This is a genomic window from Planctomycetota bacterium, from assembly GCA_033763975.1.
Lineage (GTDB): Bacteria > Planctomycetota > Phycisphaerae > Phycisphaerales > UBA1924 > RI-211.
In genome coordinates, this window is the sequence record JANRJM010000009.1 from 91,571 (window position 1) to 114,189 (window position 22,619).

Below are 22,619 nucleotides of genomic sequence, written 5' to 3' on the forward strand. Positions count from 1 at the left end.
CCATGCTCGACTACCAGACCGCCGGCGAGTCTCACGGCCCCGGGCTCGTCGTCATCGTCTCGGGCCTGCCCGCCGGGCTGAGCGTGGACCTCGAGTTCATCAACGCCGAACTCCAGCGCCGCCAGGGCGGGTACGGGCGCGGCGGGCGCCAGGGCCTCGAAGACGACCACGTCCAGGTGCTCTCGGGCGTGCGCCAGGGCGCCGCCATCGGCTCGCCCGTCGCGTTCCTGATCCCCAACAAGGACTCGCGCCTCGACGACGCGAAGAAGACCCCGCCCGTGCATCGCCCGCGCCCCGGGCACGCCGACCTCGCGGGCAGCATCAAGTGGCTCACCACCGACTGCCGCGACACGCTCGAGCGCGCCAGCGCCCGCGAGACCGCGGCCCGCGTCGCGGCCGGAGCGCTCGCCCGCTGCCTGCTCCGCGAGTTCGCCATCGAGACCTTCGGCTTCGTGCGGTCGATCCGCGACGCCGCGACGGACGTCGGCGTCACCGAGCACACGTGGCGAGGCCTGGTCGGCCCGCGCGACGCGAGCGAGACCTACTGCCCCGACCAGGGCGTGACCGCGCGCCACAAGGAGATCATCCGGGCGGCGAAGCTCGACAAGGACACCGTCGGCGGGCAGGTCGAGGCGCACGTCTTCGGCTGCCCGCCCGGGCTGGGCAGTTGCATGGACTGGCGCGACAAGCTCGACGCGCGCCTGGCCTACGCCGTCATGGGCGTGCAAGCGATCAAGGCCGTCGAGATCGGCCTGGGCACGCGCGCGGGAGCAGTCCCCGGCAGCGCGGTGCACGACCCCATCCGCTTCGACCCCGCCATCCGCGATACGCACCCGTCCCTGGGCTTCACGCGCGACACCAACAACGCCGGCGGCACCGAAGGAGGCATGACCAACGGCCAGCCCGTGGTCGTCCGCGCCACCATGAAGCCGATCTCGACGCTGCTGCGCGGGCTGCCGAGCGTGGACCTCAACACGAAGGAGGCGCAGGCGAGCCAGTACGAGCGGAGCGACATCTGCGCCGTGTCGGCCGCGAGCGTCGTCGTCGAAAACGTCGTCGCGTTCGAGATCGCCCGCGCGTTCCGCGCCAAGTTCGCCGGCGACTCGATGGTGGAGGTGCGGGCCCAGGTCGCGGCGTTCCTCAAGCACGCGCGCAACCTGCCCCTCGACCCGCCGATGATGACCATCGCGTAGCCACCGGGATCAGCGCGTCGCAACCGCGATCGTCGCGTCGCAACCAACACCCGCGCGCCGCAACCGTGGCGCGCCCGCGCCGGTAGACCCGGCGTGCGTGCATCCCGGGCAAGAGCGGCGTGGATCCTGGCGGTGCCGATGCTCGTATCGCCCGCCGGGGCGAACAGCGACCACGGCGCGCGAACATCCGCCGCGGCCTATTCGACCCTGACGCTGCCGGCGGCGTACGACGGCTGCCTGTGCGAGGACTGCGTGCTGCAGTACGGCGTCTGGGCCCCGCCGCCGCGCCCGTTCCGATGTGGAACATGCCGAGTGTCGGTGCACGCGGTCGACTACAGAGCGCTCGCGGTGTGGGGCGTCTGCATCCTCGGCGGGTGGTTGCTATACATCGCGGCAGGGCGATACAACACCGAGCCGCAAGGGCCCGACGAGGCCCAAGGGCCCGGCCGCCCGAGCGAGCCCGTGGAGCCCGTCGGGCCCATCTGCATCCACTGCGGGTACGACCTCACCGGCCTGCGGGCCGCCCGGTGCCCGGAGTGCGGCGAGACGGTGCCGCCCGGCGCAGGCCGCCCACCGCCATAAAGTGCTATACTTTGCCATATGGCCAAGCAGCACACGCTCAACGTGTCCCTCACGCCCCAACTGGCGAGAAAGGTCGCCGCCCGCGTGAAGGGGGGGGCGTACGCGTCCGCGAGCGAGGTCGTGCGCGAGGCGCTCCGGGCGCTCGATGAGCGAGAGGCGATCCGCAGGGCGGAACTGCGACGCCTGCGGTCGCTGCTCGACCAGGGCGAGGCTTCTGCCACACGCGACGGCTGGCTCGGGCTCGACGAGGTGAGGCGGCGCGTGTCCCGGCGGGGGCGCACGGGCCGAAGCGCCGCGTGACCGGCGTCACCGTCTCGCCCGAGGCGGCGCGCGACATCGAGGCCATCGTTGCGACCGTAACCGAAGAAAGCGGGCCGCGCCGCGCGGACCTGCTGGCCGAACGTCTGATCCGCGCCATCGCCCGGCTCGCCGACGCGCCAAAGTCCGGACGTCAGCGCGACGATATCCGGCGCGGCCTGCGATGCATCGTGATTCGTCCGTACGTCGTGCTCTACCGGATCGACGCCCGGTGCGTGCGGATCATCCGCGTCGTCCACGGCGCTCGCGACTTCCGCACGCTCTTCGGCGAGTAAGCGCACGCCTCGCATCGGAGGAGTGTCGGGCCCCAGCGATCACCCGTTCGAGCGCTTCGCCACCCGCCGCCACAACGCGTACGCCGGGAACCCCGCCACCAGCACGCCGATCCACACCCCCGTGGTGAGCGGGTCGTCGATCACGGCCATCACGGTCATCGCCCCCGCCGCCAGCACGAACAGCGCCGGCACGACCGGGTACCCCGGGCAGCGAAACGGCCTGGCCTCATCCGGGCGGCGCACGCGGAGGATGAACAGCGCCCCGCCCGCAAGGCCGTAGAAGATCCAGATCGTGAACACGAACCCGCCCGCGAGCTTCTCGAACGTGCCCACCAGCAGCACCGCGGCGATCGAGAGCGCGAGCTGCACCCACAGCGAGACCGCGGGCGTCTGGAAGCGCGGGTGCACCCGCGCCAGCGGCGAGAAGAGCAGCCCGTCGCGCGCCTGCGCGAACGACACCCGCCCCCCGGTCATCACCGACCCGTGCGACGAGCCCAGCGTCGAGATCACGATGAGCCCCGTCACGAGCGTCGCGCCCACCGGGCCCACCAGCGCCTGCATCACCGCCGGCGCGACGGTCGCCATCCCCCGCATCTCGCCCAGCGGGATCAGCCAGATATACACCGCGTTCACCACGACGTACAGCACCGTCACGGCCGCGGTCCCCAGGATGTACGCGCGCGGCAGGTTCCGCTGCGGGTGCTTCACCTCGCCCGCGATCGCCCCGATGTCGCTCCAGCCGTCGTACGTCCACATGATCGCCGCGAGCACGGGCGCCAGGGCCGCGAAGATCGACACGGAGGACGGCGTGGTTTCGAAGTTCGCGCCGTCGCCCTTGCGCAGGGCGAGCGCCAGCAGCACGATGAGCGCGAGCGCCCCGAACTTCACGCCCGTCAGCACCTTCGCGACGCCCGCCGAGAGCGAGACGCCCCGCACGTTGATCCACGTCAGCATCGCCAGCACGCCGATGACGAGCGCCTTGCCCCGCCAGTCGGGCCCGGCCGCCGTGTCGTACTCGATGCCCGCGAGCGTGAACACGTGCTCGGCGAAGACCACGACGATGCCCGCCGCCGCCAGGGGCTTGCTCACCAGCATGTACGTCCAGCCGAACACGAACGCCGCCGCACGCCCGTAGCCCTCGCGCAGAAAGACGTACACCCCGCCCGACTGCGGGTACATGCACGCGAGCTCCGAGAACGTGAGCGCCCCGAGCAGCGACAGCACGCCCCCCGCGCCCCAGAGCGCGAGGATGAGCCACGGCTGGCCCAGTTCGTTCGCGATCGCCGTGGGCGTGCGGAAGATCCCGCTGCCGATCATGATCCCGACCATGACCGCGGCCGCGCCCCACACGCCCACAAGGCGCGGAAGATCGCGCGGCGCGCCGGCGGGCGTGGCGGGGGACGGGTCGGTCCGCTCGGGGGGCATGCTCACGGGGCGTCAGGATACCCCAGGCGGGCCAGCAGGCGTTGGCGCACGCCCGGCCACTCCGCGTCGGTGATGCTGAACATCACCGTGTCGCGCATGAACCCGTCGTGCATCACCATGTGGCGGCGGAGCACGCCCTCGCGCACGGCCCCGAGCTTCGCGATCGCCGCGGCGCTCGCGAGGTTCCGCGCGTCGCACTTCAGTTGCACGCGCACGCAGCCCAGGGTGTCGAACGCGTGCCCGAGCATGAGGAGTTTCGCCTCGGGGTTCACGCGCGTGCCCCGCTGATCCCGGGCGATGAAGGTGGCGCCGATCTCCAGCCCCCGGTGCTGGGGACGCACGTCGAGATAGCACGAGGCGCCGACGACGCGCCCGCCGGAACTGCCGTCCGTCCCGCCTTGCAGCACCATGGCGAACGCGAGGCCCTCGGCCGCGCGGGCGCGGATGTACATCTCGGCCGCGTGAAGCGCATCGCCCTCCGGCCGAAAAGGCGGCGGGAAGTGCGCGAACGTGTCGGCGTCGATGATCGCCGCGAGCCCGGGGGCGTGCAGCATCGACAGCGGCTCGAGGCGCAGCGTCCGACCATTGAGCACTGTGGGACGCACGTCCATGATCGTCGGTTCGGCAGGCGGGCGAAGCGGGCCTCAGGCCGACGCCGCGGGCGCGCCGGCGAGTTCGTCCATGAGCTCGACCATGTGCCGGAACATGCGGGCCGCGCCCGCGACGACGGCGTCCTGCTGCGGCGCCGTCAGCGCCAGCGACTCGAGCCCCGCGCGGAACGCGCCCCACCGCTCGCCCTGCTGCTCGCCGTGCGGGTGCAGCGAGGGCATCGTAAACGCGCCGTGCGCCCGCGTCAGCGCGACGGCGATGAACCGCCCGCCGTTGGTCGCGCCCTCCAGCACGTACCACAGCCCCAGCAGCGTCGCCTCGTCCGCGCGGTCGATCTCGTCGATCATGCGCCGCGTGGCGTCGGCAGGGTGTGGCCCAACGCCGAACGCCGCGGCGTCGCGCAGCATCGCCTCGGCCCGCGTGTGGTAGTCGCGCCGCATCGGGCGCAGCAGGGGCGATGAGCCCACGCGCGCCTCCACGGCGCGCTGCACCAGCGCCGTCTGCGCGTGCAGCCGCGCGAACTCCGCCAGCGGTCGCTCGCCCTTGAAGAGGGCCGCGTGCAGCGGGTGGCGCTCCGCGGCGGTGTGCATCTCGCGCGTCTCGAGCTTCAGGCGGTCGGCGAGGCCGGCGCTGGTGGTGGTCATCGCGTGCTCCTGGTGGCGGCGCGGGGGTCGCGCGTCGGGCGATGCGGGATGATAGTGGGGGCGCGCCCGCGGCCGGGTGCCTAGTGCAGCACGCGGTAGACCTCGGCCTCGTCGGTGAACCCCAGGCGCACCTTCGCCAGCGCGTCCTCGCGCATCGGGCGGAAGCCCGAGCGCAGCGCCGTGTCGTACAGCGTCACCGCGTCCGCGCGCGTCGCCGTCAATCGGCGCAGTTCGTCGGTCATCGCCATGATCTCGTACACGGCCAGGCGCCCCTTGTACCCCGTGCCGTAGCACGCCTCGCAGCGCCCGGTGGGCCGCCCGAGGTCGTCGGCGACCTGCCCCGCCCCGCCGCAGGCGCGGCACGAGCGCCGCAGCAGGCGCTGCGCCAGCGTCGCGAGCAGCGAACTGGTGATGAGGTACGGCTCGATGCCGATGTCGACCAGGCGCGGGATGGCGCTGGGCGCGTCGTTCGTGTGCAGCGTCGCGAGCACCAGGTGCCCCGTGAGCGACGCCTGGATCGCGAGCTGCGCCGTCTCCGCATCGCGGATCTCGCCCACCAGGATCACGTCCGGGTCCTGGCGCAGCAGGCTCCGCAGCCCCACCGCGAACGTCACCCCGCGCTTCACGTTCACCTGCATCTGGCTGATGCCCTCGAGGTGGTACTCCACCGGGTCCTCGATGGTCATCACGTTGCGGCTCGCGCGGTCGATGCGCGACAACGCCGCGTACAGCGTCGTCGTCTTGCCGCTGCCCGTCGGCCCCGTCACCAGGATGATCCCGTTCGGGCGCTCGATCAGGTCAAGCAGCTGCGTCTGCATGTCGCGCGTCATGCCGATCTCGTCCAGCGACAACTGCGTCGCCGTCTGATCCAGCAGGCGCAGCACCAGCCGCTCGCCGTACACCGTGGGGATCGCCGAGAACCGGATGTCGACCTTGCGGCTTCCCACGCGCACGCTCGTGTGCCCGTCCTGCGGGCTGTGCCGGTTCGCGATGTCCAGCTCCGTCATCACCTTCAGGCGCGAGCTGATCGCCGGCGCCAGGCTCAGGGGCGGGCTGAACGCGTCCACCAGCATTCCATCAATGCGGAAGCGGATGACGAGCCTCGTCTCCTGCGGGTGCACGTGCACGTCGCTCGCCCGCCGGCGCAGCGCCTCGAACAGGATCATGTTCACCAGCCGGATCACCGGCGTCTGCTTCGCCAGCTGCAGCAGGTCGGTCGATTGCCCCGCGTTCGCCGCCGCCGCCGCGATCGCCCGCTCGTCGAGCGGCATCTCCTCGATGATCTCGGTCACCAGGTCCTGGCGCTGCTCGTACCCGCGGTTGATCAGGTTCGCCACACCCGCCCGGGGCGAGAGCACGAAGCGCACCGGCATGCCGAGCATGTCCTCGAGCATCGCGAACGCCGCCGGCTGCATCGGCTGCGCGGTCGCCACCGTCATCACCTGCCCGTCGCTCTCCAGCCCCGCGCACAGACGCGCCCGCGCCACGTCCACCGGCACCGTCTCGTAGAACCGCGACGCCGACTCGCCCAACCGCGGCTCGGCGACAAACCGCATCCCCGTCCGCTTCGACAGCAGTTCCAGCCCCTGGTGCTCGTCGAGCGCCAGCACCTGCAGCAGCACGTCCCACGGCTCCTCGTCCGACCCGTCCACCGCCGCGAACCGACGCACCTGCTCCGCCGTCAGCGGCATCGGCGCGAACAACTCCGCCAGTCGCGAGAGCTCGCCCGCCGTCGGCCCAGGCGACGATGCGCGCGTCACGCCCGGGCGACGCAGCGCCAGCAACCCGCCCTTCTTCCCGTTCTCCGCCGTCGACACGTGTCCTCCGGATTCAGTCCGGGTTCGGCTCGTCCACGCCGTGCTCGTCTGTCACTCGCCCCGGCGCGGCCTGTGCCGCCCCCGGCAACGCCGGCGCTTCCGGTTCTTCCGGCCCACGCGGCGCAGGCTGCGACGGCGCCGGCTCCGGCACCGCGCCCCACCCGCCCCGCGGCATCACGATCTCCATCTTCGAAGGCCGCAGCTTCGGCGTCTCGTCCGCCAGGTTCACCGCCCCGCGCGGGCCCTTCGTCAGCAGTTTCAGGTCCTGGAACGTCGGGTCGCGCAGCACCCGCGGCGTCAGGAACACGTACAGCACCGTCTTGCGGTCGCCCGTGCTCCGATCCTGGAACAGCAGCCCCAGCAGCGGAATGTCTCCCAGCAGCGGGATCTTCGCCACCGACTTGGTCTTGCTCTCCACCACCAGCCCGCCCACCACCACCGTCGAGTCCGACGGCACGGTGATGCTCTCGCTGCTCAGCGTGTTCTCCTGGCGCGGCGGGGGCAGCGTCGTCCCGCCCACCACCGAGCCCTCGCCCGTGAAGCTCGACAACTGGATGTTGTACTTCAGCCGCATGTACCCGCCGTCGCTGATCTGGGGCGTCACCGTCAGCGTCGTGCCCGCCTCGGCGTAGTCGCCCGCCGTCACCACGTCCGTCTGCCCCGTCGACCCGCGGCTCAGCGTGCTCGTCGGCTGCTGGTCCAGGCTCACCACCGTCGCTTCCTCGTTGTCGTCGACCAGCAACTGCGGGTTCGAGATGATGCGCGAGTCCGTCTCGTTCGCGAGCGCCGTCATCACGATCGGCACCATGTCGTTGCGGATGATCGCCGCCGTAAACCCCGTGAGCGCGTTCACCGTCGGGGGCGTGGTGATCGTGCTCCCCGAGCCGTAGTTCGCCAGCCCGAAGCTCTGCGTGAACACCCCGCCGGTGGCGTTGGCGTTGATGAGCTGGGTCTCGAACGCCGTCCGCAGGCGGTCGTCGGCGTTCACCGCGATGATCTTCGCCTCGACGAACACCTGCGGGCGGCGCAGGTCGAGCTTCTCGATCAGTTTCGCGAACTCCGACTGCTGGCCGGCCTGCGCCTTCACCAGCAACTGGTTGTTCTTGATGTCGGGATACACGAACGCGTTCGTCGCGTCGAGCGCGATCCCGTCCTCGCCGCCCCCGCCCGCGGGCTGGGGCGTCTGCGCCTGGCGCGAGGGCGTCGGGCGGGGCGCGCGGAACCCCGGCCTCGAACCGCTGTCGCCCGGCAGCAGCGAGCTCTCGCCCACGGGCGTCGTGTTCGAGATGATCCCGTTGATGATCTCCGCGACTTCCTCCGCGTCCGCGTTGCGCAGCTTGTACACCCGCGTCACCACCGACTCGGCCTGCGTGTCGAGCTGCTCCAGCAGCGCCGCCAGTTGCACCTGCTGCGACTCGGTCCCGTAGTACACGATCTGCCCGCGCTGCTCGTCCACCACCATCAGCGGGCCGCCCACGCTCGGGGTGTTCTGCCCCTGCCGGTTCAGGCCCAGTTGCTGCTGCTGGCGCCCGATGTCCAGCCCGTTGAACCCGTCCCGGTTCGTCGGCGTGATCGTGATCACCTCGCCCAGCCCGCGGCCCCGCGCGATGTCCGCCACCTGCGCCGCCGAGCGACCCGCCTCGTACGCCCGCGGCACAAGCTCATTCGGCACGTCGATCACCGCGATCACCTGGCGCACCTGCGCCACCTCGTCCGGCGTCCCGCGGAAGATCAGCGCGTTCCCCTGCTGGTCCACCGTCAGCCGGTCCGCCAGGCTGTACAGCGTGCTCAGGTTCCGGGGCGTCGGTTGCCCCTGCCCGCCCTCGCCCCCCGGCACGCCCACCCGCGTCGACCCCGCCGCCTGCTGCGCCTGGCCGATCAACTGCAGCGATCGCTCCCGCGCCACCGACGCCGTGATGTGCTCCAGCGCCACGCGCGTGTACGCCATCCGCCGGTCCTCGGCCAGCATCAGGTTCAGCACCTCGTTCAGCGATTCCAGCCGGCGGGGCGTGTCCGTCGCGACGATCACGCCCAGGTCATCCACGTACGCGTACTGCCGCTGGCCACCCCCCTGCGAGTTCGGCATCGGGATCCCGATCAACCCCTCGATGTGCTGCTTGAGCGAGCTCGGGCGGATGTTCGGCGTGCGGAACACGCGCGTCGTCGGCAGGTCGCCCGTCGCGTTCGGAACCACCGCCGCGTTCGCGTGCACCGTGTACAGCCCGAACCGGTCCTTCGTGATCGCCCAGCCCTGCTGCTCCAGCAGCGTCGCCAGCAGGCCCAGCAGTTCGCTCTTCTTCACCGGCACCGGCGCGTTGAACCGCACCGTCCCGGGAACGTCGCCGATGACCGTCACGTTGATGTTCAGCGTGCTCGTCACCAGTTCGACCAGCGTGTTCATCGCCACCGGCTCGGCGAACGCCGACAGCGTCACCGCGTCGGGATCTTCCGAACGCATGTCGGGCGCCTTGGGCGCCGGCGCCTCGACCTCAGGTTCGGGAACGTCCGGCTGATCGCCCGGGACCGGCACCGCGCGCGGCAACGCGCCCGGCTGCCCCGACGCCGCCATCCCGATGCCCAGCGCCGCGCCCACCACCGCCGCCAGCCGCCACGTTCGCGCCGTGTCCACTCGTACATCCTCCCTGAAACGCCCGCGGCCTGCGCGCCCGGGGCGCCGGGGCCGCCGGGTTGGGGCGGCCGGCACACCCCGCACGCAGGGTCAAAGATAGGCCGTGGCATCCCCGCCCCAACGCATCGTCAGCCTGCTCCCCTCCGCGACAGAGATCGTCGGCCTCTTGGGTGTTTCGCACCGGCTGGTCGGGCGCTCGCATGAATGCGACTTCCCGCCCGGGTTGGACCACCTCCCGGTGCTCACCGCCCCCCGCGTACACGGGACCGACCCGGGCGAGATCGACGCGCAGGTGCGCGACGCGCTCGCCCAGGGCCGTTCGCTGTACGAACTCGACGAACCCGCCCTGCGCGCCCTCCGCCCCGACCTGATCCTGACGCAGGACCTGTGCGCCGTCTGCTCCATCGACCTCGCCGCGGTGCGACGGGCCGCCGCCACCTTCGACCCCGCCCCGGCGATCCTCTCGCTCAACCCCACCACGCTCGACGGAGTGCTCGACGACGTCCTCAGCGTCGGTCGGGCCACGGGGACGCCCGACGTCGCCCGGGACGCGGTCGTCCGCCTGCGCGAGCGGCTCGCCCGCGCGCAGGATCACGTCAACCCCTACGCCGAACCCGCCCCGGTCGGCTTCCTGGAATGGACCGACCCGCCGTTCGTGGCCGGGCACTGGACGGTGCAGATCATCGAACGCGCCGGCGGCAGCCACCCCCTGAACCAGAGTATCCCCCAGCCAGGCGCAGGCGCCGCGGCCGGGCCGCAGGCCTCGCAGCGCACGGTGCCGGCGTCGCGACGGGTGGAATGGGACGAGTTCGTCGAGAGCCGGCCGGAATGGCTGGTCATCTGTCCGTGCGGCTTGGACTTACGCGCGGCGTCGGCGAGCGCACGCGGGCTGACGAGCCGGCCCGGCTGGTCTGATATCCCGGCGGTGCGATCCGGCCGCGTGGCGGTGGTCGACGGCAACCAGATGTTCAACCGACCGGGGCCGCGGCTGGTGGATGCGTTTGAATGGATGGTTGGATGGATGACCGGGCAGCGCGGTCTGATCCCACCGTGGTTCCCCTGGTGCGAAGAACTCAAGTAGTTCTCGGACTTTTATCAGGGGTTCATACGGGTTTCAGTCCGCGAACACGGTTTCGAGGTAGAAAACCGCAGCGCATGTGTTAAAGAAATGGCCTGTAGGGGTTGTCGCCGCCGCAACCTGAGGCATTTTTTACTCGCGGGCGGGGGGCAGAGACAGCGTCAGAGTTCCGGCCAGACGGGCGTGAGCAGCGCGTCGTTCGCGATGGTGCGTCCGGGCCGGGAGCAGTGTGGAGCGTTCGGGGACGGGTGTCCCCGGGCGCGGCGCCGGGGGTTCGTCCGCGGCGGGTGGGGCACGTTGTTCGATGAGCGCTATTTCTCGCCAACCCGAAGTCCCGCTCCTCGTCGCCGACTGGCAGAGCGACGTGACGCAGATGCTGGACGAGAGCCACCTGGTGGCCTGGTCGGATGTGCAGGCCCGACGTACACAGTTCGCCGTCACGCTCGGACAGTTCCTCGGGCGACAGCGCGACACCGAGGTGTGCGTCTTCTACGGCAAGTTCATCACCGACCTCGACTCGTTCTGCTACCAGCTCGAGCGCGCGATCCCCGGTCCTTCGCTCGAACGCCGCGTGGACGGCCCGCGCGGCGCGGTCGCGCTGCTGCGGGCGCGGGCGTCGTTCCGCGGGCGCGCCGAGACCAAGTTCCGCTACTACATCTGGCACGACGCCGACGTGCTCCTGCGCCAGGACAACCGGCTGTTCGGGCAGATCGTCGACGCCATCGCGGGCGTCGCCGCGGAATCCGAGTACGTCTCCGACGACCTGCTCCTGCTCCACCGGGCCATCTTCGTCGGCTCGTCGGTGCTCGACATCTACGCCGACGACCCGCGCGGGCAGTTCCGACGCTGGTACGCCGACGGGCACGGCGAGCCGTTCTGGCAGGTCGTGACCGGCCTGCGATCTCCGCCGGTCACGAAGTACTGCATCGACGTGCTGGGGGTTGATTCTCGCGGCGTGGCATAAGGCCCCGCCTGTATGACCGAGAGAGACCGCCGCGAGTCGCCGAAAGGCGATCACCGTGGCGGTCTCGATCATTTTTGACGGCCTCCGGGGCGGCCGCGGCACCGCGGGGACGCCGGTTGCTAGAGTGCGCCGATGCACGCGGACGACCTGCGGATCGGGCACGGCTGGGATCTGCATCGCCTGGAGGCCACGCCGCCGGCGGGCGCCGGGAGGCCGCTCGTCGTGGGGGGCGTGCGCCTGGAGCATGACCGCGGGGTGGCGGCGCACTCGGACGGGGACGTGCTGCTGCACGCCGTCACCGACGCGCTGCTCGGGGCGATCGGCGAGGGGGACATCGGGCAGTTGTTCCCGGACACGGACCCGCGCCACGAGGGGCGGGACTCGGCCGAGTTCGTGCGCGAGGCCGCCGCCCGCGTGGCGCGCGCGGGCTGGCGCGTCGCGAGCCTCGACACGACCGTGATCCTGGAGCGGCCGAAGATCGGGGCGCACAAGGACGCGATGCGCCGGACGCTCGCGGGGCTGGTGGGCGCCGATGTGTCGCGCGTGAACGTGAAGGGCAAGACGCACGAGCGCGTGGACGCGGTGGGCGAGGGGCGCGCGGTCGAGGCGCACGCGGTGGTGCTCCTGGTGCGGGCGGAACGCCCCCGCGTTGACTAAGCGGGCGCGATCGCGCTCACTGCCCGGACGCCTTGGACGCGAAGTACCGGCGCAGGCCCCAGTCCGCGAGTTCGGGCGCGAGCGTGGCGAGGGCGGCGATCGCTCGCCCGCGGAAACTGGTCCACACCTCGCCCCGCGGGCGACGCAGGCAGCGCACGATCGCGTTCGCGACGGCCTCCGGCGGCTGGCGGAACCCCTCGGGCGCGCGCGCGGTGCGGGCGCGGTTGCCCGAGCGGGCGGTCACGACCTGCGAGAACTCGGTGTTGGTGCCGATGGGGTGCACCGTCGAGACGTGGATGGTCGGGTGCAGCTCGATGCGCATGGCGCGCCCGATGTGGTCCTGGGCCGCCTTGGTGGCGGAATAGGCCCCGAGGGTCGGGATGCCCATCTTGCTGACGACGCTGGAGCAGATGAGAATGTGCCCGGCGCCGGCGCGGCGCATGTGCGGGATCGCGGGGCGGATGGTGTTGAGGGTGCCCCAGAAGTTGACCTCGAAGATGTCGCGGAGCGCGTCATCGGCGGTGCGCTCGATCTCGCCCTCGATGCCGTAGCCCGCGTTCGCGAAGATCGCGTAGATCGAGCCGAACTCGGCGACGGTGCGCTCGACGAGCGCGGCGCAGTCGTCGGGCTTCACGACGTCGCACGGGACGGCGATGGCGCGTCCGCCGCCCTTGCGGATGGTCTCGGCGACCTCGTGGAGGCGGTCGATGCGTCGTGCGGCGAGCGCGACCGGCATGCCGGCGCGGGCGCACGCGAGTGCGGTCACCATGCCGATGCCGCTGCTGGCGCCGGTGATGGCGATGGGACGCCCGGCGAGGTCGGCCGGCACTCAGCGCTTGTCCGGGTTCGTGCCGTCCTTCTCGCCGGTGATGACCTCTTCGGTCTTCTCGCCGGCGTACTGGAGGTCCTTGCCGGCACCCTTCACCGTGTTGCACGCGGCGAGGAGGACGGGCAGCGCGAGCGTGCCCAGGAGCAGCGAGGTGCGGGCGAGCGAGAGCGAGCGAACGCGGTTCATGCTGGTTCTCCGAAAAGAGGCCGAAATGCTAGTCGAATGAGACCGGCCCGGCGGGCCCGGCGCGCGGGCGGCGCAGGAGCATCCCGAGTTCCGGCAGGCGTGCCAGGCGGGCGGCGCCGGCGTACACGCCGATGCCGGCGACGAGGCAGGCGGTGAGCCGGAGCGCGTGCCCCGCCCAGGTATCCGCGGGGGGCAGCAGCCAGAGGACGAGGGCGACCCCGCCGGTCATCGCGGCGGTGGCGCCGGCGATGCGGGCGAACGCGGCGCGGGTGGGCGCATCGAGGGGTCGAAGGCCCAGGCGGGTGTGTGCGAGGCGCCACAGGGCGAGGCATTGCACGCTGGCCGCGATGGCGGTGGACCACGCGAGCCCGGCCTCTCCGAGGAACCAGATCAGCGTCAGGTTGAGCGTGACGTTGAGCGCGACCATGCGGACGGCCAGGCGCATCGGCGTGGTGGTGTCGCGCTGGGCATAGAAGGCGCGGGTCAGGACGTGGTTGAGCGAGTAGGCCCAGATGGCGGGCGCGAAGCCCAGAAGCACGTCGCCCGCGCGGGCGAGGCCCTCGGGCGAGAACGCGGCGTGGCGCCCGCCCCCGAAGATGACCGCGAGCAGGTCGTGGCGCACGAGCACGAGCCCGACGCTCGCGGGCAGGCCGATGAACAGCGAGAGACGCAGGCCCTGGCGCAGGTGGGCGAGGAAGTCGGCCGGGCGGTCGGCGGTGCGGCTGAGGAGCGGGAACACGGCGGTGGCGACGGCGATGCCGAAGACGCCCAGCGGGAACTGGTAGAGCGTCTGGGCGTAGCTGAGGATCGCGTTGGAGGTGTCGTCGAGGGGGACGCGGAACCCGAGCACGGTGGGCCCGACCCAGACGGGCCACATGGCGATGACGACGTCGAGCATGGTGTTGAGTTGGAGCGTGCCCAGGCCGAGCAGCGCGGGGACGAAGCGGCGCATCACGTCGCGGGCGTGGGCGCGGGCGCCGGCGGTCAGGCGCGTCCAGCGGACCTTGCCGCGCAGGGCGGCGAGGCTCCAGGCGATCTGCACGACGCTGGCGGCCAGCGCCGCGGCGCCGACGACGTACGCGCCGGTGACGGGGTCCTTCACGACGCCCAGCAGGCAGAGCGCCCCCGCGACGATCTGGAAGAGGTTCAGCAGCACGGGCGCGGCGGCGGTGGGGGCGAATCGCCCGTGCGATTGCAGCATGCCCCCGAGCACCGCCGTGATGCACACGCAGGGCATCATGGGGAGCATGAGGATCATGAGGCGGAAGCTGAGCGAGCGTTCGGCGTCGTGCGGCGCGAGCGCGAGCACCAGCGCCAGGACGCCCACGAGGACCACGGTGAGCGACGCGGTGACGAGCGTGAGCAGGCGGACCACGAGCGAGGCGAGCTGGTCGGCCTTCGCGGGGTCGTCGCGCGCCAGGAGCGAGTATTCCGGGAGGAACGCCGCGGAAAGCGCGCCCTCGCCGAAGAGCCGGCGGAAGAGATTCGGCACGGCGTAGGCGGCGCGGAACGACGACCCCAGCAGCGTGTCGCCGAAGAGGCGCGCGGTCAGGACGTCGCGGGCCAGCCCCGCGACGCGCGACAGCAGCGTGAGCGATGACACCACGCGGACCGCGCCGGCGAGCGGGGCGTGCGGCGCCGGGGCGTGCGGCGCCGGCTGGGGCGACGGTGGCGTGGGCAGCTTGTCGGGGGGCGGGTGCCCGGCGGGCGGCATGGCCCCCTTGCTATCGGATGAAGATCACCCAATGGACCACGAGCACGGGGAGCAGCAGCGCGATCGCCCGGAACAGGTAGCCGAAGAACGAGGGCATCTTGACCCCCGCGCTCTCGGCGATCGTGCGGACCATGAAGTTCGGCCCGTTTCCGATGTACGTCATCGCGCCGAAGAAGACGGCCCCGGTCGAGATCGCGATCACGTTCGCCCGCCCGCCGGGTGATTGCAGCAGGGTGCGCACGGCGTCAGGGGTGAGTTCGCCCGGCACGGCAACCTGCAGGAAGTTTAGGTACGTCGGGGCGTTGTCGAGCACCGCCGAGAGTGCGCCCGTGCCGAAGTAAAACGCGGTGGGCGAGTCGATCCCCAGGCTCGACCCGTTGGCGGCGAGGTACCCGAGCGCCGGGATCATGGTGAGGAAGATGCCCAGGAACAGAATGCCGACTTCCTTGACGGGGAAGAACGAGAACTCGTTGGCTTTGAGCGTCTCCTTCGGGGTAAGGACGTAGGCGGTGGCGGCGACGAGGATCTGGAACGTGGCCCCGAAGGGCAGCTGCGGGAGGTGCGGGGCGAAGGCGTGCAGCGCCGGGTCGATGAAGACGCCGGCGATCATGAGGCCCAGGCAGATGAGGCCCGTGGTGCCCCGGATGCGCGGCTTGGGGAAGAACGCGGCGGGCTCGAGGGGCGCGAGGTGCGCCAGCGCCCGCGCGCGCTCGGTGGCGCGCTCGAGCGCGGTGTCGATGACGAAGAAGATCGTCAGCAGGGCGCCGACGGTGAAGGCCCAGTCGCCGATGAGGGCGGCGGTGGTCCAGAAGAAAGGGACGCCCTTGAGGTAGCCGAGGTACAGGGGCGGGTCGCCGATGGGGGTGAGTGATCCGCCGCAGTTGCTGACGATGAAGATGAACATGACGATGTGCAGCGGAGTGAGGCGTCCGTGGTTGGCGCGCATGAAGGGGCGGATGAGGAGCATCGAGGCGCCGGTGGTGCCGATGGCGTTCGAGACGATCGCGCCGAAGGCGAGCAGGAAGACGTTGAACATGGGGCCCGCACGCCCGCGCAGGTCGATGAGGATGCCCCCGCTCACGACGTACAGCCCGCCGACGAGCGCGATGAACGAGTAGTACTCCATGCCGGCGTGCAGGATCGCGTGCGAGCCGTATCCCGGCGCGCCGGGGGCGGCCGGTCGGAAGGCGATCAGGTAGTAGGTCGCGATGAGCGCGCCCAGAAAGAACGCGACGTCGGGGAAGTGCTGGTGCCACCACCGCGCGTCGACGAGCGGCGCGACGGCGATCGTCAGGAGCAGCAGCGCGAACGGCGCGACCAGCGCGAGCGGGATGATGGGGATCCCCGCGTCATCGAAGGTCGGGGGCAGGAGGCGGGTGGCGCCCCAGCCGGCGAGCACGCCCAGGAGCGCTGTGACAACCCACAGGCGCGGGCCGTACCACAGGAACTTGCCTTCAACGCGATCGTCGCCGTGCATGCGGGCAGAGTCTAGAGCGACCGCGCGCGCCGGGCGGCCCAGCGCCCGAGTAATCCCGCGGCGAGCAGTCCCAGCAGCACGCCCGCGACGTTCGCGAGCCAGTCGTCCCACGCGGCGACGCGGGCGAGCGCGGGGATGAGTTGCAGCGACTCATCGATCGCGGTGTAGACGCCACCCGCGAGCAGGGCGCGCAGAAACCCCCGGCGAGTCTCGGGCGGGCCGAGCCAGGCCGTGCATCCGAACAGAAACCCCCAGAGCCCGAACGCGCCCAGATGGGCCCAGAGGTCGGCGCGGGGCATGGGGCCCTCGACCTTGACGCCCGGCCAGTGGGTGAGCAGAAAGATGACGACGGCGTACAGCGGGAAGACGACGCGCGGGACGCGCCGGGCCCAGCCGGCGCCGGCCGAGATCACGCCCGCCCCTCGCGCACCGCCGCGGCCGCGGGGACCGACACCACCGGGGCCTCGTCGGGCGTGCGCCGGGCGAGCATGGCGTCCCACTCGCGCAGAAGGGCATCGCCGAGCGCGCCGTAGTCGGCGGCGCCGGGCGCGTCGGGGGCGTAGTCGAAGATCGTCTTGCCGAAGCTGGGGCACTCGGCAAGCTTGATGTTGCGGCGCACCGGCGGGCGGAGCACGCGCGCGAATCGCCACGGCGACTCGGCGCCCCGGGCCTGCTCGAAGAAGCCCTCGAGATCGGCGACGACCTCGCGCGTGTGCGTGCTCGCGGGGTCGTGCATGCACAGCACGACCCCGGTGACGCGCAGACGCGGGTTCACGCCCCGCGAGACGATGGCGACGGTTTCGAGCAGCTTGCCCACGCCCTGGAGCGCCAGGAAGTGCGCCTGCATGGGGATGATGACCTCGCGGGCGGCGGCCAGCGCGTTGACCGTGAGCAGGCCCAGCGACGGCGGGCAGTCGATCAGCACGAACTCGTACGCACGCCCCAGCGCGTCCAGCGCCCGCTCGAGCCGGCGCTGGCGGTCGGGCGCGCCGGCGAGTTCGGCCTCGACGCCCGCGAGGTTGGTCGTCGCGGGCAGGAGCGACAGATGGTCGCCCACGCGGCGCACGCAGTCCCGCGGGGCGACGTCCGACGCGCCGAACACGTCGTACGCGGAGTGCTCGAGCGCGTCGGGATCGACGCCCACGTGCAGCGTGGCGTGCGCCTGCGGGTCCAGGTCGACCAGCAGCGTCTCGCGACCCCGGCGCGCGATCGCCGCAGCCAGGTTTACGGTCGTCGTGGTCTTGCCCACGCCGCCCTTCTGGTTCATGAGCGCGATGACGCGCACGGGTCTGCTGGCTCCGTCCGGCATGGCGCGAGTATACGAGGGGGGGCGGGCGGCCTTGCGGGAAACGCCCGTCAGGGCGTGCGCGGGGCCACGCCCGCGCCGGGCGGGTGCGGCGCCGGCTGGGGCGCCGAGGTGCTCGCGAGCCCGGCCGCGACCCGCGTGTCGTGCCGGGCGGCCTCGGCTTCGACCGCGCGGCGGCGTGCGATCTTGATCGCCGTCACCCCGACGTACGCCCCCAGGATCAGCGCCAGGAGGAAGACGCTGCGGGCGCGGATGAGCGTGACGGCGGCCCCGATGGTCGCGAACGTCGCCGCGATCCCGTACAGCACCATCACCGCACCCTTCACGCCCAGGGCGCGCTTGAGCTGGTGGTGCAGGTGCTGGTCGTCCGCGGAGGAGATCGACCGCCCCTCCATCTTGCGCCGGACGATCGCGAGGGTGGTGTCGATGATGGGGAGCGCGAAGATGATCACGCCCGCGGCGACCAGGCTGGTCTTGCCGGTGTCGCCCATCATCAGGATGATGACGCAGGTCGTGAAGCCCAGCAGGAGGCTCCCGGCGTCGCCCAGGAAGATCGTCGCCGGGTTGAAGTTGTGCGGGAGGAACCCCAGGCACGCCCCGAGCAGCGCCATGCAGAGGATGAGGCGTTCGCCGTCGCGCGGGCCGTCGTCGGCCAGGGCGAGCCCCAGCGCCACGACCAGGAGCCCGGCGGCGGAGATGGCGGTCGTTCCGCTCAGCAGCCCGTCGAGCCCGTCGATGAGGTTGGCCGCGTTGCAGAGCCCGATGACGGCGACCGCGATGATCCCGGTGCCGACCCAGTAGACGACATCGACGGGGATGTGCCCGCCCCCGAGCATGTCGAAGGGAAGGGGGACCTTCAGGAGCAGCGTCTCGATGCCCAGCGAGTTGGACTCGGTGGGGATGCCGAACGTGCGCGCCACGGGGAGCAGAATCCCCGCGGCGAGCTGGACGCCCACGCGGTCCATCGCCAGAGCGGCGGCGGCGAAGAGCTGCCCGCCGATCTTGACGCGCGGGGAGATGCCGGTGACGTCGTCGATGACCCCGACGAGCAGGATCACGGTCATGCCCAGCATGATCGAGAAGGGCACGGGGAGGTTGAAGTCGACGTTCTTCTCGAACCGGGTCGGGTGCCACTGGATGAGGTCGGTGAACCGCGTCCCCAGGATGGCGAAGAAGATGCCGCCCATGATGCCGAGGTAGACGGCCACGCCCCCGAGGTACGCGATGGGCACCTTGTGCACCTTGCGCGCCTCGTTGGGGCGATCGATGATGCCCTGCGAGACGGCGAGGCGGCGCATGAGGGGCGTGGCGATGACGGCCACGAGGAACGAGACGACGAGCACGCCGATGTAGCCCTCGAAGATCGCGAGGCGACCCGTGGGCTCGGCGGGCTCGCCGGCCGCGACGTCGGCGGGCAGGCCCGGGAGGACGTCGGGGAACGTCGGGCGGAGCGCGGCGATGCACGAGAATGGCGAGATCACGCCGGACGCTCCGTGAGTTTCGCCCCCCCGCCCGACCCCGTTCCGAGCCACGCCGCCACATCGCGGATCGTGCGTTCGAGCGGGATCGACGGGGCAAAGCGTACGGCGTCGCGGATGCGCGAGAGGTCGGGGCGGCGTTGGCGGAGGTCCTCGAAGTTCCCCGGGTAGGCCTCGGCGTACGGGATGGTGCGGACGGCGGACGCCGCGCCCAGGGTGCGGACCACCAGGTCGGCCAGCTCGCGGATGGAAATGGAGCGATCGGACCCGACGTTGAAGACGCGTCCGTGGCAGGCGGGGGTCTCGAGGAGCGCGGGCAGGACGCCGACGACATCGCGGACGTCGCAGAAGCAGCGTGACTGCGTGCCGTCGCCGTAGACGTCGAGCGGGCGCCCGGCGAGGGCGCGCTCGACGAAGCGGGGCAGCACCATGCCGTAGGAGCCGACCTGGCGCGGGCCGACGGTGTTGAAGAAGCGCGCGACGACGACGGGCGCGTGGTGCGTGGCGTGGTAGGCGAGGGCGAGGTACTCGTCGATCGCCTTGCTGCACGCGTACGACCAGCGGGGCACGGTGGTGGGCCCGTAGACGACGTCGTCCTCCTCGTGGAAGGGGGACTTGGCGGCCTTGCCGTAGACCTCCGACGAGGACGCGACGAGCGTGGGCACGGGCGCACCCCCCTCGGCGCGCGAGACGGCGAAGCGGAGGAGGGCGGCGGTCTGCTCGACGTTGGTCTCGATCGAGCGGATGGGATCGGCGATGACGAGGGAGACGCCCACCGCCGCGGCGAGGTGGTAGATCTGCTCGAAGCGCTCGCCCTTGCCGAAGGCGTTGAGGGCGTCCTTGAGGTCGGCCTCGACGAAGCGGAGGCGCTCGTGGGCGCCCGGGAGGTTGTCGCGTCGTCCGGTGGAGAGGTTGTCGACGACGGTGACGGTGTCGCCGCGGGCGAGGAGTCGATCGACGAGGTGCGAGCCGATGAAGCCGGCCCCGCCGCTGACGAGCACGCGCCGGGGCGTGGGGGGAAGGTTCGCCGGGAGGTGGGGCGAGGACGAAGTCACGTGCTGGTGTTCTGGTATTCGTGGGCCGTCTTGATGTTGCGCTTCATGTACCCGCCGCTGGCGGATCGGACGGCGTTGACGAGGATGCCGAGGAACTCCGAGCGGGATTCGGAGAGTTCGTTCTTGATGCGGGCGACCATGCCGCGCTTGTCGGCGCGGGCGCGGACGACGAGGATGGTGGCGTCGCAGCGCTGGGCGAGGGCCATGGCGTCGCCCCCGACGATCGCGGGGGCGACGTCGATGAGGACGAGGTCGTACATGGCGCGGACCTTGGCGAGGATCTCGCCCATGGCGGCGCTGGAGAGTCGCTCGTAGACGCGCTGGTCCTTGATCCCCGCGGTGAGGAGATCGAGGTTGGGGACGTTGGTGGCCTGGGCGCACTGCGCGAGGTCGCGCTGCCCGGCGAGGACGTCGGCCAGCCCGGGAGACTCGGGCACGGCGAAGACGCGGTGCAGCCCGGGCCGGCGGAAGTTCGCGTCGATGAGCAGGACCTTGCGGTCGGCCGCGGCGAAGGCGAGCGCCAGGTTCGCGGCGACGGTCGTCGCGCCCGAGGCGGGCATGCCCGAGAGCACGAGGATGGCGCGGTGGTCGCTGGCCTGCACGCGCTTCGTGACGCCCGCGCGGAGCTGGCGGAAGCTCTCGGCGACGATCCCGCGGGGTCGATCGCGGAAGGCCGTTTCGGCGGCGCCCTGCCCGGCGGGGTCTTCGGCCGCGTCGGGCACCCATCCGAGCAGGCGGGCGCGGGGGATGATCGCGATGTCGGAGGGGCTCTTCACGCGCTGGTCGACGATCTCCAGCAGCAGCACGACGCCGGCGGTGAGGAAGACGAAGAGCGCCACGCCCGCGGGCAGCAGCAGCTTGAGCTGCGGGAACGAGAGCTCCGTGGGCGGGCGCTCCTGCTCCTGCAGCAGCACGCGGTTGACCGAGAGGGTGCTGGCCTGGGCCTTGAGGGTCGAGAGTTCGTCGGCCTTGCGGGTGCGGTTCTCGGCGATGCCCCGGATGCGGTTGTCGAGGTCGTTGAGGCGCGACTGGATGCGGGTGAGGTCCTGCAGGCGCTTCTGGGCCGTGGCGCGCTTCTCGAGCAGCGTCTTCTCCTGGGCCTCGAACTGCGCCACGAGCTTGCGCGTGCGGTCGAGCTCGCCCGCGAACGCCTTGCGCAGCGCTTCGTCGCGCTTGATCTCCAGGCTCTGCTTGGTCGCGTCGAGCTGGCTCTGCAGAAAGACGTACTGGCGGTGGTCGCGCGAGTACCCCTGCTGCAGCATGCTCTGCTGCTCGGTCTCCAGGAGCTGGATGCGGCTGCGCAGCTCGTTGAGCTGGGGCTCGCGCTCCACCTCCTCGCGGAGGTCGGCGCCGTAGACGATCCCCCCCGGGTTGTTGATCTCCGCGTCCATCTGCGCCAGGCGCGTGCGCCCGCTGTCGAGCGTCCGCTGGACCTCGATGATGTCCCCGGTGAGGTCGTTGAGTTCCTGGCGGCTCGTCTCGACGCGGTTGTCGATCGTGTCCACCTGGTTCTGCTGAATGAGGTTTTCCTTCTGGATGCTCAGGCCGCCGGCCTCGTCCTCGAGGCTCTTGATGGCGCCGTTCAGCGCGGCGATCTTGTCGTCGAGCCCGGCGCGCCCCTGGTCGGCGAGCATCGCCATGTACTTCTGGCGGACCAGGCCGACGATCGCGGTCGCGTCGTGCTTGTTGCGCCAGCTCATCGAGACCTCGATGAGGTTCGTTCCCGGGATCACGCGCGCCTTGACGTCGTCCTTGAGCTTCTTCAGGGCCTCGGTCGAGTCAAAGGCCGGAGCGCCCGTGCTGGTGTCGACCTTCTCGAACCTGCTCGACCACTCCGGGGCGTTGGTGCGCAGGGCCGGGTCTTCCGACACGCGGTTGAGCACCTGCGTCGAGGTGAGCACGCGGACCTGCGTCTGCATGAAGCGGCTCATCTCCTCCTGGCTCTGGGCGCCCACCAGGTCGCTCACTTCCTTCGTGGGGGGCAGGCAGTTGAAGACGGCCGCGGGCGTCCACAGCGGGTAGACGCGGCGGAGCACCGCGTTCGCGACGTACCCGGTGACCGCACCGGCGATCGCCACGCCCAGCAGCAGGAACTTGTACTTGTTCAGCAGACGCAGCGGATCGATCGACGAGCCCATCGCGGGCACGGGCGCTGCGGCGGGGGCGGTCGCGGGGCGAGAGGCGGGCGTCGCACCGCCGGCGGACATCGGAACACTCGTCATGACGTGACCCTTCCTTCGACCTGCTCACATGGATCGGACGCTCGACACCGGTCGATCGCCGTCCCCCGCCGCTCGTCCTGCCGCCCCGCCCCGGGCCTCCCCGGCGCGAGATCTCTCTTTCCATTCGGTCCGATACCCCGGGGGGTTGAGATCCCTCGGGG

21 protein-coding genes are annotated in these 22,619 nt (G+C 71.5%); 7 read left to right on the forward strand and 14 right to left on the reverse strand.

Annotated features, from left to right (window positions below):
* Positions 1-2 precede the first annotated feature (2 nt).
* The 4 genes from aroC to SFY69_05650 all read left to right on the forward strand — a co-directional run bounded on the left by aroC (position 3) and on the right by SFY69_05650 (position 2,368).
* The gene (gene aroC, locus SFY69_05635; GenBank protein ID MDX2131513.1) at positions 3-1,193 is read left to right on the forward strand and encodes a chorismate synthase; all 1,191 of its coding nucleotides are present in this window, start codon (positions 3-5) and stop codon (positions 1,191-1,193) included.
* Positions 1,194-1,286: 93 nt separating this feature from the next.
* Positions 1,287-1,775: a hypothetical protein gene (locus tag SFY69_05640; protein MDX2131514.1), complete on the forward strand. Its 489-nt coding sequence runs from the start codon at positions 1,287-1,289 to the stop codon at positions 1,773-1,775.
* Between the two features lie 18 nt (positions 1,776-1,793).
* Positions 1,794-2,075 (forward strand): type II toxin-antitoxin system ParD family antitoxin, encoded by a 282-nt coding sequence (locus SFY69_05645; GenBank protein ID MDX2131515.1) that lies wholly within the window; start codon positions 1,794-1,796, stop codon positions 2,073-2,075.
* Positions 2,072-2,368, forward strand: a complete 297-nt coding sequence (locus tag SFY69_05650) for a type II toxin-antitoxin system RelE/ParE family toxin (protein MDX2131516.1) — start codon at positions 2,072-2,074, stop codon at positions 2,366-2,368. The genes SFY69_05645 and SFY69_05650 overlap by 4 nt, the downstream gene beginning before the upstream one ends.
* Positions 2,369-2,407: 39 nt before the next feature.
* Here SFY69_05650 and SFY69_05655 read toward each other — a convergent pair whose 3' ends face one another.
* The 5 genes from SFY69_05655 to SFY69_05675 form a co-directional block, all read right to left on the reverse strand.
* The gene (locus SFY69_05655) at positions 2,408-3,793 is read right to left on the reverse strand and encodes an amino acid permease (GenBank protein MDX2131517.1); all 1,386 of its coding nucleotides are present in this window, start codon (positions 3,791-3,793) and stop codon (positions 2,408-2,410) included.
* 2 nt (positions 3,794-3,795) lie between these two features.
* Positions 3,796-4,398 carry a GNAT family protein gene (locus tag SFY69_05660; protein MDX2131518.1) on the reverse strand — a complete coding sequence of 201 codons (603 nt, stop codon included), beginning with the start codon at positions 4,396-4,398 and terminating at the stop codon, positions 3,796-3,798.
* Between the two features lie 39 nt (positions 4,399-4,437).
* Positions 4,438-5,046 (reverse strand): biliverdin-producing heme oxygenase, encoded by a 609-nt coding sequence (locus tag SFY69_05665; protein MDX2131519.1) that lies wholly within the window; start codon positions 5,044-5,046, stop codon positions 4,438-4,440.
* 80 nt (positions 5,047-5,126) lie between these two features.
* Positions 5,127-6,863 (reverse strand): GspE/PulE family protein, encoded by a 1,737-nt coding sequence (locus SFY69_05670; GenBank protein ID MDX2131520.1) that lies wholly within the window; start codon positions 6,861-6,863, stop codon positions 5,127-5,129.
* Positions 6,864-6,876: 13 nt separating this feature from the next.
* Positions 6,877-9,492 (reverse strand): secretin N-terminal domain-containing protein, encoded by a 2,616-nt coding sequence (locus SFY69_05675; protein ID MDX2131521.1) that lies wholly within the window; start codon positions 9,490-9,492, stop codon positions 6,877-6,879.
* 103 nt (positions 9,493-9,595) lie between these two features.
* On the opposite strand from SFY69_05675, the gene SFY69_05680 reads away from it, so the two are divergent.
* The 3 genes from SFY69_05680 to ispF all read left to right on the forward strand — a co-directional run bounded on the left by SFY69_05680 (position 9,596) and on the right by ispF (position 12,191).
* Positions 9,596-10,573, forward strand: coding sequence for an ABC transporter substrate-binding protein (locus SFY69_05680; protein ID MDX2131522.1), 978 nt, complete (start codon positions 9,596-9,598; stop codon positions 10,571-10,573).
* Positions 10,574-10,874: 301 nt separating this feature from the next.
* A complete protein-coding gene (locus tag SFY69_05685; protein ID MDX2131523.1) occupies positions 10,875-11,534 on the forward strand; it encodes a hypothetical protein in 660 nt (219 codons plus the stop codon).
* A gap of 132 nt (positions 11,535-11,666) precedes the next feature.
* A complete protein-coding gene (gene ispF, locus SFY69_05690) occupies positions 11,667-12,191 on the forward strand; it encodes a 2-C-methyl-D-erythritol 2,4-cyclodiphosphate synthase (GenBank protein MDX2131524.1) in 525 nt (174 codons plus the stop codon).
* A 16-nt stretch (positions 12,192-12,207) separates the two neighbouring features.
* Here ispF and SFY69_05695 read toward each other — a convergent pair whose 3' ends face one another.
* The 9 genes from SFY69_05695 to SFY69_05735 are packed head-to-tail and all read right to left on the reverse strand — an operon-like array spanning position 12,208 to position 22,458.
* A complete protein-coding gene (locus tag SFY69_05695) occupies positions 12,208-13,020 on the reverse strand; it encodes an SDR family NAD(P)-dependent oxidoreductase (protein ID MDX2131525.1) in 813 nt (270 codons plus the stop codon).
* Positions 13,021-13,206 (reverse strand): entericidin, encoded by a 186-nt coding sequence (locus tag SFY69_05700; GenBank protein MDX2131526.1) that lies wholly within the window; start codon positions 13,204-13,206, stop codon positions 13,021-13,023.
* Between the two features lie 28 nt (positions 13,207-13,234).
* Positions 13,235-14,920: a murein biosynthesis integral membrane protein MurJ gene (murJ, locus tag SFY69_05705; GenBank protein ID MDX2131527.1), complete on the reverse strand. Its 1,686-nt coding sequence runs from the start codon at positions 14,918-14,920 to the stop codon at positions 13,235-13,237.
* A 10-nt stretch (positions 14,921-14,930) separates the two neighbouring features.
* Positions 14,931-16,397, reverse strand: coding sequence for a sodium:proton antiporter (locus SFY69_05710; GenBank protein ID MDX2131528.1), 1,467 nt, complete (start codon positions 16,395-16,397; stop codon positions 14,931-14,933).
* Between the two features lie 11 nt (positions 16,398-16,408).
* Positions 16,409-16,810, reverse strand: coding sequence for a VanZ family protein (locus SFY69_05715; GenBank protein MDX2131529.1), 402 nt, complete (start codon positions 16,808-16,810; stop codon positions 16,409-16,411).
* Positions 16,807-17,706 carry an AAA family ATPase gene (locus tag SFY69_05720; protein MDX2131530.1) on the reverse strand — a complete coding sequence of 300 codons (900 nt, stop codon included), beginning with the start codon at positions 17,704-17,706 and terminating at the stop codon, positions 16,807-16,809. Before SFY69_05720 ends, SFY69_05715 begins: the two co-directional genes overlap by 4 nt.
* A gap of 47 nt (positions 17,707-17,753) precedes the next feature.
* The gene (locus SFY69_05725; protein MDX2131531.1) at positions 17,754-19,184 is read right to left on the reverse strand and encodes an MraY family glycosyltransferase; all 1,431 of its coding nucleotides are present in this window, start codon (positions 19,182-19,184) and stop codon (positions 17,754-17,756) included.
* Positions 19,181-20,236, reverse strand: a complete 1,056-nt coding sequence (locus SFY69_05730) for a GDP-mannose 4,6-dehydratase (protein MDX2131532.1) — start codon at positions 20,234-20,236, stop codon at positions 19,181-19,183. Before SFY69_05730 ends, SFY69_05725 begins: the two co-directional genes overlap by 4 nt.
* Positions 20,233-22,458 (reverse strand): polysaccharide biosynthesis tyrosine autokinase, encoded by a 2,226-nt coding sequence (locus tag SFY69_05735; GenBank protein MDX2131533.1) that lies wholly within the window; start codon positions 22,456-22,458, stop codon positions 20,233-20,235. The genes SFY69_05730 and SFY69_05735 overlap by 4 nt, the downstream gene beginning before the upstream one ends.
* Between the last annotated feature and the right edge of the window lie 161 nt (positions 22,459-22,619).

What these genes read in the sequence shown, in the direction of transcription:
- SFY69_05710 (MDX2131528.1), bottom strand. Translation starts at nt 16,397, where the DNA reads ATGCACGGCGACGATCGCGTTGAAGGCAAGTTCCTGTGGTACGGCCCG.
- SFY69_05700 (MDX2131526.1), bottom strand. Translation starts at nt 13,206, where the DNA reads ATGAACCGCGTTCGCTCGCTCTCGCTCGCCCGCACCTCGCTGCTCCTG.
- aroC (MDX2131513.1), top strand. Translation starts at nt 3, where the DNA reads ATGCTCGACTACCAGACCGCCGGCGAGTCTCACGGCCCCGGGCTCGTC.
- ispF (MDX2131524.1), top strand. Translation starts at nt 11,667, where the DNA reads ATGCACGCGGACGACCTGCGGATCGGGCACGGCTGGGATCTGCATCGC.
- SFY69_05645 (MDX2131515.1), top strand. Translation starts at nt 1,794, where the DNA reads ATGGCCAAGCAGCACACGCTCAACGTGTCCCTCACGCCCCAACTGGCG.
- SFY69_05685 (MDX2131523.1), top strand. Translation starts at nt 10,875, where the DNA reads ATGAGCGCTATTTCTCGCCAACCCGAAGTCCCGCTCCTCGTCGCCGAC.
- SFY69_05655 (MDX2131517.1), bottom strand. Translation starts at nt 3,793, where the DNA reads ATGCCCCCCGAGCGGACCGACCCGTCCCCCGCCACGCCCGCCGGCGCG.
- murJ (MDX2131527.1), bottom strand. Translation starts at nt 14,920, where the DNA reads ATGCCGCCCGCCGGGCACCCGCCCCCCGACAAGCTGCCCACGCCACCG.
- SFY69_05665 (MDX2131519.1), bottom strand. Translation starts at nt 5,046, where the DNA reads ATGACCACCACCAGCGCCGGCCTCGCCGACCGCCTGAAGCTCGAGACG.
- SFY69_05720 (MDX2131530.1), bottom strand. Translation starts at nt 17,706, where the DNA reads ATGCCGGACGGAGCCAGCAGACCCGTGCGCGTCATCGCGCTCATGAAC.
- SFY69_05735 (MDX2131533.1), bottom strand. Translation starts at nt 22,458, where the DNA reads ATGACGAGTGTTCCGATGTCCGCCGGCGGTGCGACGCCCGCCTCTCGC.